Here is a 13,942-nt window from a genome sequence, read left to right as displayed (position 1 = left end):
CGCCAGCCACCCAGGTAATCCCCAGGCAGCCAGCGCTTTTCGATTTCCTAATGGAGAGTTGCTATGCCACACCTGCACACTGCATCCCTGCGTCCATCACTGTTGGCGCTGGCGATTATCAGTAACCTGCCCGCCGTCGCTTATGCGGCGGTTGAAGATATGACCGTTACCGCCACTGGCAATGCCCGTAGCGCCTTTGAAGCGCCGATGATGGTCAGCGTGATTGATGCCACGGCCCCAGAAAACCAGACCGCCAGCTCGGCAGCCGATCTGCTGCGGACGGTTCCGGGTCTGACCCTCGATGGCACAGGTCGTACCAATGGCCAGGACGTGAATCTACGCGGCTACGATCGACGCGGCGTTCTGGTGCTGGTTGACGGCGTTCGTCAGGGCACCGACACCGGACACCTGAACAGTACCTTCCTCGACCCGGCGCTTATCAAACGCATCGAAGTCGTACGCGGCCCTTCTGCACTGCTGTACGGCAGCGGTGCGCTGGGCGGCGTGATCGCCTATGACACAGCGGATGCCAAAGATCTGCTGGAAGCCGGACAAAACAGCGGTTATCGCGTGTTCGGTACTGCGGCAACCGGCGATCACAGCCTCGGTATGGGCGCCAGCGCTTTTGGGCGCACCGATACGCTGGACGGACTGCTTGCCTGGTCGAGTCGAGATCGCGGCGATTTGCGTCAGAGTGACGGTACAACAGCGCCAAACGACGAAGCGATCAACAATATGCTGGCGAAAGGCAGTTGGAAAATTGACAGCGCCCAGACGCTGGCCGGTTCGCTGCGTTACTACAACAATGACGCCCGTGAACCTAAAAATCCACAAACCAGCGCAGCGGATGCCACCAGCAACCCGATGACCAACCGTTCAACGATCCAGCGCGATGCGCAACTGACCTACTCGCTCTCCCCGGCGGACAATGACTGGCTGAACGCGGATGCTCGTATTTACTGGTCCGAAGCGCGCATTAATGCACAAAACACGGATAACACCGGCGAGTTTCGCAAGCAGACGACCAAAGGCGGTAAACTCGACAACCGTACCCGCCTGTTTACCGACTCTTTCGCATCTCACCTGCTGACCTACGGCGGTGAGTACTATCGTCAGGAACAACAGCCAGGTGGCACAACCACCGGTTTCCCAGAGGCAAAGATCGATTTCAGCTCCGGCTGGCTACAGGATGAAATCACCCTGCGCGATCTGCCGGTTACGCTGCTGGGCGGTACCCGTTATGACTCTTATCGCGGCAGCAGCGACGGCTATGAAGATGTCGATGCCGATAAATGGTCGTCCCGCGCCGGACTTACCGTTGCGCCAGCAGACTGGCTGATGCTGTTTGGTTCTTACGCTCAGGCCTTCCGTGCACCGACTATGGGCGAGATGTATAACGATGCGAAACACTTCTCGATTGGCCGTTTCTACACCAACTACTGGGTGCCAAACCCTAACCTGCGTCCGGAAACCAACGAAACACAGGAATACGGATTTGGTCTGCGCTTTGACGATCTACTGATGGCAAGCGATGCGCTCGAATTTAAAGCCAGCTATTTCGACACCAAAGCGAAAGATTACATCTCCACCAGCGTCGACTTCGCCGCCGCAACAACGATGTCTTATAACGTCCCCAACGCGAAAATCTGGGGCTGGGACGTCATGGCGAAATATTCCGCCGATCTGTTCAGCCTCGATATGGCCTATAACCGTACGCGCGGCAAAGATACTGACACGGGAGAATACATTTCCAGCATTAACCCAGATACGGTCACCAGCAAACTGAACGTGCCGGTTGCGCACAGCGGATTCTCCGTGGGCTGGATAGGGACATTTGCCGATCGTTCAACGCATATCAGCAGCAGCTACACTAAACAGCCCGGCTATGCGGTAAACGATTTCTACGTGAGCTATCAGGGCCAACAAGCGCTGAAAGGTATGACCACCACACTGGTACTGGGCAACGCCTTCGACAAAGAGTACTGGTCGCCGCAAGGCATTCCGCAGGATGGTCGTAATGGCAAAATTTTCGTGAGTTATCAGTGGTAATCACTTTTCCCCGGTTCGCCGGGGTAGCAATCTGGAAGGAAGAGACAATGAATCATTACACACGCTGGCTGGAACTGAAGAAAGAAAATCCTGGCAAATACGCACGTGACATTGCGGGGTTGATGAATATTAGCGAAGCCGAACTGACCTTCGCCCGCGTCGGTCATGACGCCTGGCGCTTACGTGGCGAAGTACGCGAAATCCTCGGCGCACTGGAAACCGTAGGCGAAACCAAATGCATTTGCCGCAACGAATACGCGGTACATGAGCAGGTGGGTGCTTTTACCAATCAGCACCTCAACGGTCATGCCGGGCTGGTTCTTAATCCGCGCGCCCTCGACCTGCGCCTGTTCCTCAATCAGTGGGCAAGCGTATTTCATATCAGCGAAACAACCGCCCACGGCGAACGTCAGAGCATCCAGTTCTTTGACCATCAGGGAGATGCGCTGCTGAAGGTCTACGCCACGCAGAATACCCTCATTGAGGATTGGGCGGCGTTGCTGACCCGATTCATCTTTGCCGAAAACCCGCCACTGGTGCTGCAACCCGCCAACAATTCTGCTCCCGCCGTCGTCACGGTCGATGCGCAGACCGTTGATCAAGAGTGGCGAGCAATGACCGATGTCCATCAATTCTTCGGTCTGCTGAAACGCCACGACCTCACCCGCCAACAGGCGTTTAATCTGGTGGGCGACGATCTGGCCTGTAAAGTTTCTAATAGCGCACTGGCGCAGTTACTCGACACCGCGCGTCAGGATGGCAATGAAATCATGATCTTTGTGGGTAATCGCGGCTGCGTACAGATTTTTACCGGCGTGATTGAAAAATTGGTACCGATGAAAGGCTGGCTGAATATATTCAACCCGGCATTTACCTTACACCTGCTGGAAGAGAGCGTGGCAGAAACATGGGTAACGCGCAAACCGACCGCCGATGGACACGTCACCAGTCTGGAACTGTTTGCTGCCGACGGCACGCAAATTGCCCAGTTGTACGGTCAACGTACGGAAGGCGAGCCGGAGCAGACGCAATGGCGTGCACAGATTGACGCGCTGACGCCGAAAGGACTGGCCGCATGAAAAAACTGCTGGTCCTGATCGCGCTGCTGCCCATTGCAGCGCTGGCTGCTGCCGGGGAACGGGTTGTTGCACTCGGTGGCGATGTTACTGAGATTGTATACGCACTGGGAGCACAGTCTTCCCTTGTGGCGCGAGACAGCACCAGCCAGTGGCCTGAAGCAGCAAGCGCGCTACCGGATGTTGGTTACTTACGCCAGCTCAACGCGGAAGGGATCCTTGCTACACGCCCTACGCTGGTCCTTGCCAGCGCGCAGGCACAGCCCTCTCTGGCGCTAAAACAGCTTGAGCAGAGCAACGTCAGGGTTGTTACGATCCCGGCGAGCAACGATCTTGAGGTGATTGATGAAAAAATTCGCGTCATCGCCGAAGCAACCCATCGGCAGGCCGAAGGCGAAACGCTGCGCGCCAGCTTACGTCAGGAAATGGCGGCGTTGCCGTCATCTGAACTAAATAAACGCGTGCTGTTTATTCTTAATCATGGCGGGATGACTGCAATGGCGGCGGGCCAGCAAACCGGAGCCGATGCGGCTATTCGTGCCGCCGGTTTGCACAACGCCATGCAGGGCGTTAACCGCTATCAGCCGCTGTCACAGGAAGGCGTCATTGCCAGCCAGCCCGATCTGGTGGTGATTTCACAGGACGGCGTTAAGGCGATGGGTGGCGAAGATAACCTGTGGGCGCTGCCGGGCCTTGCGCTAACGCCTGCCGGGCGGAATAAACAGGTGTTACAGGTGGATGATATGGCGCTACTCGGCTTCAGCGTGCGTACGCCGCAGGCCATTTTGCAGCTTCGCGCTAAAGCAGAGCAATTGCCCTGATGTCCCGACGTATCAGTTATTCTTTATGGGCGCTCGCACTCATATTAGTCATGATGACAATCCTGGCTACCGGTTTTGGCGCGTTGCGCCTGCCGGTAAGTCTGCTCTGGCATGATGGCGATGAGGCACTGCGTCAAATCTGGCTCACAATTCGTCTGCCGCGCGTCCTGCTGGCGCTGGTGATTGGCGGCTCTCTGGCGCTCGCAGGCTGCGTGATGCAGGGACTGTTTCGCAACCCGCTAGCTGACCCGGGATTACTGGGGATAAGCAGCGGCGCCGCCTGCGCCGTCGCCCTGTGGGTGGTACTGCCTGTCTCTTTGCCCGCGCTGCTGATGCTGTACGCCCCAATGCTGGCCGCTTTTATGGGTGCCCTGGCGGCAACGGTGGTGATTTTTATCCTCAGCCAACAACGCGACGGATCACTCTCGCGTCTGCTACTGGTCGGTATTGCCATCAACGCGCTTTGCGGGGCGGCGGTTGGCGTTCTGTCGTGGGTCAGTAATGATGCGCAACTGCGCCAGCTGTCGCTATGGGGAATGGGAAGTCTGGGGGCTGCGCAATGGTCCACGCTGCTGGCGGTAACCTCGCTGACTATCCCGACGGTGCTGATTATCTGGCGTCTGGCGCCGGCACTGAACCTGCTGCAGTTGGGTGAGGAAGAGGCGCATTATCTCGGCGTAGATGTGCGTACCGTTCAGCGTATTTTGCTGCTTTGTAGCGCATTGCTGGTTGCCGCAGCCGTGGCGGTAAGCGGCGTAATTGGATTTATCGGGTTGGTTATCCCGCATCTGATGCGCATGTGGCTTGGCTCAGATCATCGGGCCGTTATTCCGGGATCCGTGCTGGCGGGCGCGTTTCTGTTACTGATTGCCGACACGTTGGCCCGTACGGCGGTTGCCCCTGCAGAGATGCCGGTCGGTCTGTTGACCAGTCTTCTCGGCGCACCGTGGTTTTTATGGCTTATTTTTCGTCAGCGAGGACCGCATGGCTGAACATTTCATCGCTGAAGGGCTTCATTATCGCGTGGCTGGCAGAGAGGTAATTGACGATGTATCACTCGCCCTCGCAAAAGGTGAACTGGTGGCGCTCATCGGCCCAAACGGTGCAGGAAAATCCACCCTGCTGCGCCTGCTGACCGGTTTTCTCAAACCGGCAACCGGGCGCTGCGTGCTGGCGGACAAACCGCTGGAGGAGTGGCCTACCCAAACGTTGTCGCGGCATCGGGCGGTAATGCGCCAGCAAACGCAACTGGGATTTGACTGGCCGGTAGAGGCCGTCATCGCGATGGGACGTGCGCCCTGGACCCAACAGCAGGAACCCCGGCTTATCGCTCAGGTAATGGAAATGACCGGATGCACACCGTTGGCGGGCCGGCAATACGCCGCACTTTCCGGCGGCGAGCAACAGCGAGTGCAGTTGGCCCGTGCACTGGCGCAACTTTGGTGCAACGGCGCGCCTCGCGGTTGGTTATTCCTTGATGAACCCACCTCTGCGCTGGATCTTTATCACCAGCAGCACCTGTTGCGCTTGCTGAAGACGCTAACCGCTTCGGGAGAGCTACATGTGTGCATTGTGCTTCACGATCTGAACCTCGCCGCACTATGGGCGGACAGAATAGTGTTGCTGCACGATGGCAGGTTGGTATCGCAGGGAACGCCTGAGAGCGTGCTACAGGCCGATGACCTGAAGCGCTGGTATGGCGCTCAGGTACACGTTGGCCAGCATCCGGCCAACGGATCTCCGCAGGTGTTTCTGGCCCCTTAACTTGAACAGCTCACTTCCAGCCGTTTACCCCAGTCAGGTGGACGGCTGACATAGTCATCATCACGATCGGTAAACGGGGTACGCAACGCCTGGTGCAACCGATGCAGCTCGGCGTAATCCCCCTGCTCTGCCTGACTAATCGCCCGTTGCGCCAGCCAGTTACGTAATACCATCGCCGGGTTAGCCGCCTTCATCTGCGTTTGTCTGACTGCGTCAGCAATGTTGTCTTGCTGCAGACGCGAGCGATACCGCGTGAACCAGTCGTCAAACGCCGCGCGGTCGATAAACTCATCGCGCAGTGGGGATTGCGCACTGTGTTGTTCCGTTTGGCTGAGCATACGAAACGTTCGCGTATAGTCGCTTCTTTCCCTCGCCATCAGACTAAACAGTTCGCTTAGCAATTCGTTATCGTCTTTCTGCTCGCTAAAGAAGCCGAGCTTTTGCCGCATCCGCTGACCGTAGCGAGTTAACAGCGCCAGTTGGTAACTGTCCAGCGCATCATTGAGCGTCTCGACCGGGATAAATGGCGACAGGGTTTGCGCCAGACGTTGCAAGTTCCACAGCGCCGCGGCCGGTTGATTATCGAAACTGTATCGTCCCTGGTTGTCCGAGTGGTTGCAGATAAAATCGGGCTCGTAGTCATCTAGAAAACCGAATGGACCGTAATCCATCGTCAGTCCCAGAATCGACATGTTGTCCGTGTTCATGACTCCATGCGCAAATCCTACCGCTTGCCAGTCAGCGATTAACGTCGCTGTACGCGTGACAACATCGTTAAACCACAGCTGGTATTTATCGGCTTCTTCCTGCCATTGCGACCAATAATGGCGAATTGCAAAATCAGCCAACTGACGCACTTTTTCCGGCTCGCGGCGATAGTAGAAGTGTTCAAAATGGCCAAAACGCATATGGCTTTGCGCCACGCGAATGAGCATCGCCCCTGCTTCTACCGTTTCGCGATACACCGGCGTGTCGCTGGTAACAATCGACAATGCCCGCGTGGTTGGTATGCCCAGGTAGTGCATCGCTTCGCTGGCCAGGCTTTCGCGAATTGTTGAGCGCAGTACGGCGCGCCCATCCCCCATACGGGAATAAGGCGTAAGTCCGGCGCCTTTCAGGTGCCAGTCAAACGTGGAGCCATCAGCGAGCCGTTGCTCGCCCAGCAGGATCCCGCGGCCATCGCCAAGCTGGCCTGCCCAGACGCCAAACTGATTTCCGCTATACACTTGCGCTAAAGGCGACATCCCGGGGAGCAGCGATTCGCCACCCCAAACACCCGCTCCGCTCGGAATATCAAAAAGCGACTCAGGAATAGCTAATAGCTCCGCCAGCGCATCGTTATGCCAGATCAGGCGTGCGTTTTTCAGGGGTGTCGACGAAAGTGCTGTATAGGTTGCTGGTAATTCATCACGCCAGCGAGTGGTAAAAGACAGGGTCATAGGGCCTCCTGTCTCTAGTGTAGACTGTTAAAAGCCTGTTAAACACCAGCAAATAAAAGGGTTATATTCTGGATAACGAAATTATCTGTGCCGGTGGCACGGCGGGCCACAGCGCGCCCTGTATGGCGCTGAATCCCAAAGGCAGTACGCGCGCTAACATCTCTGGCGTATCGATACCGCTAATGATGATTGACTCACTGCTGGGAGATAACTGTGCCAGAATAGCCCGCATAAACGGCTCAAACGAAATATGTGTAATCCTTTGTTGAACAAAGTTTTTATCTAACACAACGCGTTTGAACAGCCCATCAAAAATTGCCCGGGTGGATATACCGCCAGCACCATAGTTTGTCAGAACTAATGGAAATCTCGCCGCTAGCGCGGCCAGCGTTGGATTCTCTTTTCCATTATTTAACTCTGGATAGTTTTCATTAATAGCCAGTTCCAGAAATGAAAATCGTTCAACTTGTGAAGCAAATTTAGCATCTGATAATAAAGTATTAGCAATTGCCGGCGTTAAATTAATCCAGGCCAGGACATTTCGCTGAATAAAAAAATGTTGGCACGTTTCGATTAATTCAAGCTTTTCGGTAAATAAGCGACATTGCTCTTCATCCGACATCCGAGGTAGGACCAGCTCGGTGGGTATACGCACATCCCCATCCGCGCTGGCGAAACTGGTGATGATATCGACGTATTCAAGATCGCCTTTTTCGCTTCTCGCAGGCAAAAAAGAAAACTCTGAATGGTAAAGAGTATCCAGTGAAACAATCATCGCGCCAGCCCCTCTGCATAGGTGTTATCCGGCATCCTGTAGCAAAGGATGGAGAAATACGTTATTGCTGATGCAAGTAGAGGCCCTTTCATTTTTCCCTTTATAGCCAGTAAATCGAATCCTTTTTTTTAGCTTATCCTGATTATAAGCGAATATCCAGCTTTGCACTTTTTAATATCTCGGGATAAATCATATTTTTAGCAAGATACGCTCTTACTGTTCAGGGGTATTGTCCGGCTGATGGTAGAATTAAAAAGTGACTTTCAAATGGAAATGCCGAGGCCGCACAGTCCTGGGCGGCCTTGTGACTAATGAGGATTAAATACGTCGCGCCTGCCAAAAGTTTTTACGCCAGTAAACGTTGTCCAGGGACGAGCGCATCACTCCGCGGCTGGTGGAGGCATGAATAAATTGATTATTGGTATCGTAAATTCCGACATGCAGACCACTTTCTCCAGACCCGGTTTTAAAGAAAACCAGATCGCCGGGCAGCAAATCGTCTTTATCAATTTCGGTACCAATCTTTGATTGCGTGCGCGTATCACGCGGGAGTTGCAGATCGAATTTATCGCGCATTGTCATCAAAACAAATCCAGAACAATCCACCCCGCTACGGCTCATGCCGCCATAACGATAGGGTGTGCCATGCCAGGTTTGTAGCTGGTCATTAAGACCGGCGATAACCGCGATAGAATCCGACAATCGGGCATTTGGCGCAGGAGCACGATGGCTGCTGCAGCCCGCCAAAAACAATGCTGTGATGAAAAGAAGCCAAAAGCGCATTCAGGACGAATCCTCTGAATTATATTTTTATGCCAATTTAGCGTGGAAATTATATGATTTTCAAGAACCCATTTAACTTAAGTGGTTGATATGAGCATTCTGTGGCCTTCAATATCCAAACGACGGAAGTTCACGCCATAAGCCGCAGACAGATTGGCGGGCGTGAGTACCGCATCACGAGCGCCGCTGGCAAGCAACTTCCCACGTTTGAGGAGCCAGGCCTTATGCGCATGACGTAAGGTGTGATTAAGGTCATGGCTGCTCATGACAATCGCTATGCCCTGCAGACACAGCCGACTCAACAAGCGGTCCAGCGCGTTTTGTTGCGCCACGTCCAGGCTGTTCATCGGCTCATCCAGCAGTAAAAGTTGGCCGAATGGATTCGCTTGCGGGCTAATCTGCAGGATAACCGCAGCCAGGCGCACGCGCTGCCACTCACCGCCGGAGAGCTGATTCACGCTGCGCCCCAGCTTATCCCCAAGCCCAAGCGCATCAGCGACTTCCTGTAACAGATCGGTGCGCGCTTTGTCTGGCTGATGCAGCGTCAGAAAATGCCAGACCGGCATCGCAAACGGCGGGTTTTGCTGTTGCGCCAGATAGGCGCGGTATTGCGCCAGCTTTGCTGACGGCCATTCGTCCAGCGGCATATCACCAAAGATGATGCTGCCCTCACCGGTCGTCAGGCCCGCCATTCGTGCCAACAGCGTGCTCTTTCCAGCACCGTTAGGCCCCACTAAATGCAGGATCTCTCCGGCTTTTATCTCACCAGAGAGCGGGCCGAGACGGGTCGATTCCGCTACGTCCTGTAGCTGCATCAATCGAGACATTAGTTTGCCAGCGCCTTCTTGATAGATTGCACCAGAATGGGATCCTCAGGCGTCATATCGGGTGAGAATCGTTGCAATACCTGACCATCTCGCCCCACTAAAAACTTCTCGAAATTCCATAGAATATCGTCCGGATAGAGCGGTGCCCGACCTTTACTCGCCATACGCTCATAGAACCCACTATCCGCAGGCGCAGTGGCCGTTGGCGCGGCATCAATCAGCTTCTGATACAGCGGATGGCGTCCCTCGCCGTTAACGTCAATTTTGCTGAACATTGGGAAGGTAACCCCCCAGGTGGTACTGCAATACGTTTTTATTTCCTCTTCGCTGCCCGGCTCCTGACCCAGAAACTGGTTACAAGGGAACCCAAGGACAGTAAAACCCTGTTGATGCCAGGCTTTCTGCAGATTCTCCAGTTGCTCGTATTGCGGCGTCAGTCCACATTTTGAGGCCACGTTGACGATTAACAGCACATTTCCGGAATACGGCTGCAGTGAGGTAGCCTCACCGTCGATGGTCGTCACTTCTGTATCGAGAATAGTGTTTTGCATAGCATCTCCAGAACAACAGGTGAATTTTCAGTTTTTAATCATAGACCGAACCAACGCGTTCTAGCGCGCGGCTTTTAACAATAGCCAGATAAATACCGGTGCGCCCATGGTGGCCGTCACCACGCCGATTGGCAGCTCAGCCGAGGCCAGCACCAGACGCGCGACAACATCAGCAAACAGTAGTACGATTGCACCAGCCAACGCGCAGCCCGGCAGCAACACGCGGTGATCGGTTAAGCCGCACAGCCGCAAAATATGTGGGATCACCAGCCCGATAAAGCCAATCGCTCCGGCCAGAGCCACGCTTACGCCAACCATCCAGCCAGTGGCGACCACCAGCAGGTTGCGCCAGAACCACAGGGGCAGTCCCAACTGACGTGCGGAAGTCTCCCCCAACGCCAGCATATTCATCGGCTGCGACTGACAGCAGATCCACACCAGCACCGGAATCAACGCCACCATGAGCCAGGCCTGATGCCAGTCTACGCCACCAAAGCCCCCCATCATCCAGTACATCAGCTGTCGCAAATCAAAAGACGTGGAGAAGTAGATGGCCCATGTCATCAACGCGCTACAGATAATCCCCAGCGCTACTCCCGCCAACAACAGGCGGCTGGTAGACAAATGACGTCGGGCAAAACGTAGCAGAATAAGCGTGATAATCAGCGCCCCAGCGATAGCGCATAAGCCCAACGCCCAGCCGGGGAGTTGCCCCTGCCCCAGCAGCACCGCTGCGATAAGCCCGACTCCCGCACCGTTAGACACGCCCAGTAATCCAGGCTCTGCGAGCGGGTTTTCAAATAGAGCTTGCATCACGGCTCCTGATAAGGCCAACGCAGCGCCTACCAGCAAAACGGCAAGAGTACGGGGAAGTCGAATTTGCCAGACGAACAGATCGCCGCGGGCGCTGAACCAGTCGCCGGGGGCGATCCACTGTTCTCCTGCGCACAAGCTTAGAATCGTTGCCAGTAGCATCAGTACTGACAGTGACAGTATCCAGCGCACGTTTCGTCGCTGCTGTTGATGGGCGAAAGTCAGCATGTTTTCCATTCTGCTGAAAAGAGATGGAGGTGATTCTACGGTGCTGATTCAGTAGTGAAAAGGAAAAAGGCCGCATAGCGGCCTTTTTAGTTATACGCGTCATACTCTGCGTATCGTTAAATCACTCTTCTTTGGGCGTTGCGTTTTCGACCCGGCTTTTTAACTTCTGTCCGGGTCTGAAGGTCACCACGCGCCGTGCTGTAATGGGAATATCTTCGCCCGTTTTCGGGTTACGTCCCGGACGTTGATTCTTATCACGCAGATCGAAGTTACCAAAACCAGAGAGTTTTACCTGCTCACCATTTTCCAGAGCACGACGGATCTCTTCGAAAAACAGCTCGACCAGTTCTTTGGCATCCCGCTTGCTAAGCCCAAGCTTATCAAACAGATATTCTGACATTTCAGCTTTTGTAAGCGCCATAGGTTCAATCCCTCAATGATGCCTGGAATCGCTCTTTTAATGCCTCTACACATTTGGCGACGGTAGCGGCAATCTCCTCTTCTTCAAGTGTACGGCTGGTATCCTGAAGGATCAGGCTGATAGCGAGGCTCTTATAACCCTCCGCAACACCCTTACCGCGGTACACGTCAAATAAGTTTACGCCAACTACCTGATTTACGCCAACTTTCTTACACTCGGATAAAATATCCGCAGCGGGAACGTTTTCTGCCACAACGACCGCGATATCGCGACGGTTCGCCGGGAAGCGAGAAACTTCACGCGCCTGAGGCACCACGCGGTCTGCGAGCTTGTTCCACTCCAGTTCAAACACCAGAGTGCGACCGTTCAGATCCAGTTTACGTTCCAGTTCAGGATGAACAACCCCAATGAAACCAATGTGTTCACCTTTCAGATAAATCGCCGCAGACTGCCCCGGATGCAGCGCTGGGTTCGCTTCAGCTTTGAACTGAATGTCCGCCAGTTTGCCGGTCAGGTCGAGAACCGCTTCCAGATCGCCTTTCAGATCATAGAAATCAACGGTCTCTTTTGCCAGGTTCCAGTGTTCATCATGACGGTTGCCGCAGATCACGCCCGCCAGCATCAGATCCTGACGGATCCCGAGGTTGGCCTGCGTATCCGGAACGAAACGTAAACCCGTTTCGAAAATACGCACGCGGTTCTGCTGACGGTTCTGGTTATACACTACCGTAGACAGCAAGCCAGTCCACAGGGACAAACGCATTGCCGACATATCAATAGAGATTGGGCTTGGCAGCAGCAGCGCTTCTTCACCCGGATGCAGCAGCGACTGGACTTTCGGGTCGACGAAGCTGTAGGTAATGACTTCCTGGTAGCCTTTGTCATTCAGCATGGTTTTTACGCGTTTCAGCGACAAATCCGCTTCACGATGCGTACCCATGATAAGACCCGCCTGAATTGGCGTGTTCGGGATATTGTCATAACCGTATACGCGGGCGACTTCTTCTACCAGGTCTTCTTCGATTTCCATATCGAAACGCCAGCTCGGCGCTACCGCTTTCCACTCATCCTGCCCTTCCGTCACGTCACATCCCAGACGACGCAGAATGTCGCTCACCTGCTCATCCGCAATATGGTGCCCGATCAGACGATCCAGTTTGCTACGGCGAAGCGTAATGGTTGCGCGTTTTGGCAGTGTAGCTTCGTTCGTCACATCAATGATTGGACCCGCTTCGCCACCGCAGATATCAATCAGCAGGCGTGTCGCGCGTTCCATGGCTTTATGCTGCAGAGCCGGGTCAACACCACGCTCATAGCGGTGAGATGCATCGGTGTGCAGACCGTGACGACGTGCGCGACCAGTAATAGACAGCGGGCTAAAGAATGCGCATTCCAGCAGGACGTTTTGCGTTTCATCATTCACACCGGAGTGTTCGCCACCAAAGATGCCGCCCATCGCCAGCGCTTTGTTATGGTCCGCAATCACCAGCGTATCCGCATTCAGCTTCGCTTCGCTGCCGTCCAGCAATACCAGGGTCTCCCCCTCTTTTGCCATACGGACAACAATCCCGCCTTCAATGCGGTCTTTGTCGAAGGCGTGCATCGGCTGGCCCAGTTCGAGCAGCACATAGTTAGTCACGTCAACCACGGCATCGATAGAGCGGATACCGCAACGACGCAGTTTTTCTTTCATCCACAACGGGGTTGGCGCTTTAACGTTGATACCTTTTACCACGCGCCCCAGGTAGCGTGGGCAGGCTTCCACCGCTTCGACCTGAATCGGCAGGACGTCGCTAATGGTTGCGGCCACTGGCGCCATTTCTGGCTCAACCAGCGGGGCTTTGTTCAGTACAGCAACGTCACGTGCCACACCGATAATACCTAAGCAGTCGGCGCGGTTCGGCGTAACGCTGATTTCGATAGTGTTGTCGTCAAGCTTCAGGTATTCACGGATATCGGTGCCAATTGGTGCATCGGCTGGCAGTTCGATAATACCGTTATGATCGTCGGAAATACCCAGCTCGGAAAACGAGCACAGCATGCCTTCAGACGGCTCACCGCGCAGTTTAGCGGCTTTGATTTTGAAATCGCCCGGCAGAACGGCACCCACGGTTGCCACGGCCACTTTCAGGCCCTGACGGCAGTTTGGCGCACCGCAGACGATATCCAGCAGGCGGTCGCCGCCGACGTTCACTTTGGTAACGCGTAGTTTGTCAGCGTTCGGGTGCTGAGCGCACTCAACCACTTCGCCCACCACAACGCCATTGAACGCGCCGGAAACGGGATCCACACCGTCAACTTCCAGACCCGCCATCGTGATTTGGTTTGACAGCGCATCGCTATCAATTGCCGGGTTTACCCATTCGCGTAACCACAGTTCACTGAATTTCATTGT

Annotated in this window: 13 protein-coding genes; 5 read left to right on the top strand and 8 right to left on the bottom strand. The window is 54.7% G+C overall.

What is annotated here, in order from left to right; genetic code table 11:
* Window positions 1-63 precede the first annotated feature (63 nt).
* The 5 genes from OGV94_RS09615 to OGV94_RS09595 are packed head-to-tail and all read left to right on the top strand — an operon-like array spanning window position 64 to window position 5,710.
* Complete coding sequence (locus OGV94_RS09615) at window positions 64-2,049, top strand: TonB-dependent hemoglobin/transferrin/lactoferrin family receptor (RefSeq protein WP_075146068.1); 1,986 nt, start codon at window positions 64-66, stop codon at window positions 2,047-2,049.
* Window positions 2,050-2,096: 47 nt separating this feature from the next.
* Window positions 2,097-3,128: a hematinate-forming heme oxygenase ChuS gene (chuS, locus tag OGV94_RS09610; protein ID WP_047411688.1), complete on the top strand. Its 1,032-nt coding sequence runs from the start codon at window positions 2,097-2,099 to the stop codon at window positions 3,126-3,128.
* Window positions 3,125-3,946 (top strand): heme/hemin ABC transporter substrate-binding protein, encoded by an 822-nt coding sequence (locus tag OGV94_RS09605; protein ID WP_286523202.1) that lies wholly within the window; start codon window positions 3,125-3,127, stop codon window positions 3,944-3,946. Before chuS ends, OGV94_RS09605 begins: the two co-directional genes overlap by 4 nt.
* Window positions 3,946-4,938, top strand: coding sequence for a FecCD family ABC transporter permease (locus tag OGV94_RS09600; RefSeq protein WP_043016588.1), 993 nt, complete (start codon window positions 3,946-3,948; stop codon window positions 4,936-4,938). Before OGV94_RS09605 ends, OGV94_RS09600 begins: the two co-directional genes overlap by 1 nt.
* Entirely contained in the window at window positions 4,931-5,710 is a 780-nt protein-coding gene (locus OGV94_RS09595) for a heme ABC transporter ATP-binding protein (RefSeq protein ID WP_080625090.1), read from the top strand. Before OGV94_RS09600 ends, OGV94_RS09595 begins: the two co-directional genes overlap by 8 nt.
* On the opposite strand, the gene selO is transcribed toward OGV94_RS09595, so the two are convergent.
* The 8 genes from selO to pheT all read right to left on the bottom strand — a co-directional run bounded on the left by selO (window position 5,707) and on the right by pheT (window position 13,939).
* The gene (gene selO, locus OGV94_RS09590; RefSeq protein WP_286523199.1) at window positions 5,707-7,149 is read right to left on the bottom strand and encodes a protein adenylyltransferase SelO; all 1,443 of its coding nucleotides are present in this window, start codon (window positions 7,147-7,149) and stop codon (window positions 5,707-5,709) included. The two genes, OGV94_RS09595 and selO, sit on opposite strands and share 4 nt — an antisense overlap.
* A gap of 61 nt (window positions 7,150-7,210) precedes the next feature.
* A complete protein-coding gene (locus tag OGV94_RS09585) occupies window positions 7,211-7,924 on the bottom strand; it encodes an EAL domain-containing protein (RefSeq protein ID WP_047411698.1) in 714 nt (237 codons plus the stop codon).
* A gap of 318 nt (window positions 7,925-8,242) precedes the next feature.
* On the bottom strand, window positions 8,243-8,707 hold the full coding sequence (locus tag OGV94_RS09580) for an NlpC/P60 family protein (RefSeq protein WP_003832591.1): 465 nt from the start codon (window positions 8,705-8,707) through the stop codon (window positions 8,243-8,245).
* 77 nt (window positions 8,708-8,784) lie between these two features.
* A complete protein-coding gene (gene btuD / locus OGV94_RS09575; RefSeq protein ID WP_080625088.1) occupies window positions 8,785-9,534 on the bottom strand; it encodes a vitamin B12 ABC transporter ATP-binding protein BtuD in 750 nt (249 codons plus the stop codon).
* A complete protein-coding gene (locus OGV94_RS09570) occupies window positions 9,534-10,085 on the bottom strand; it encodes a glutathione peroxidase (protein WP_075146064.1) in 552 nt (183 codons plus the stop codon). The genes btuD and OGV94_RS09570 overlap by 1 nt, the downstream gene beginning before the upstream one ends.
* Window positions 10,086-10,145: 60 nt before the next feature.
* Window positions 10,146-11,126 carry a vitamin B12 ABC transporter permease BtuC gene (gene btuC / locus OGV94_RS09565; RefSeq protein ID WP_043016594.1) on the bottom strand — a complete coding sequence of 327 codons (981 nt, stop codon included), beginning with the start codon at window positions 11,124-11,126 and terminating at the stop codon, window positions 10,146-10,148.
* Between the two features lie 121 nt (window positions 11,127-11,247).
* Window positions 11,248-11,547, bottom strand: a complete 300-nt coding sequence (gene ihfA, locus OGV94_RS09560) for an integration host factor subunit alpha (protein WP_003030571.1) — start codon at window positions 11,545-11,547, stop codon at window positions 11,248-11,250.
* A gap of 4 nt (window positions 11,548-11,551) precedes the next feature.
* The gene (gene pheT, locus OGV94_RS09555; protein ID WP_286523197.1) at window positions 11,552-13,939 is read right to left on the bottom strand and encodes a phenylalanine--tRNA ligase subunit beta; all 2,388 of its coding nucleotides are present in this window, start codon (window positions 13,937-13,939) and stop codon (window positions 11,552-11,554) included.
* Window positions 13,940-13,942 lie beyond the last annotated feature (3 nt).

The sequence above is a fragment of the Citrobacter sp. Ce006 genome, assembly GCF_030336535.1.
Classification (GTDB): domain Bacteria; phylum Pseudomonadota; class Gammaproteobacteria; order Enterobacterales; family Enterobacteriaceae; genus Citrobacter; species Citrobacter europaeus.
Note: the sequence above shows the minus strand (reverse complement) of the source record. Positions and strands in the feature narration are given on the sequence as shown.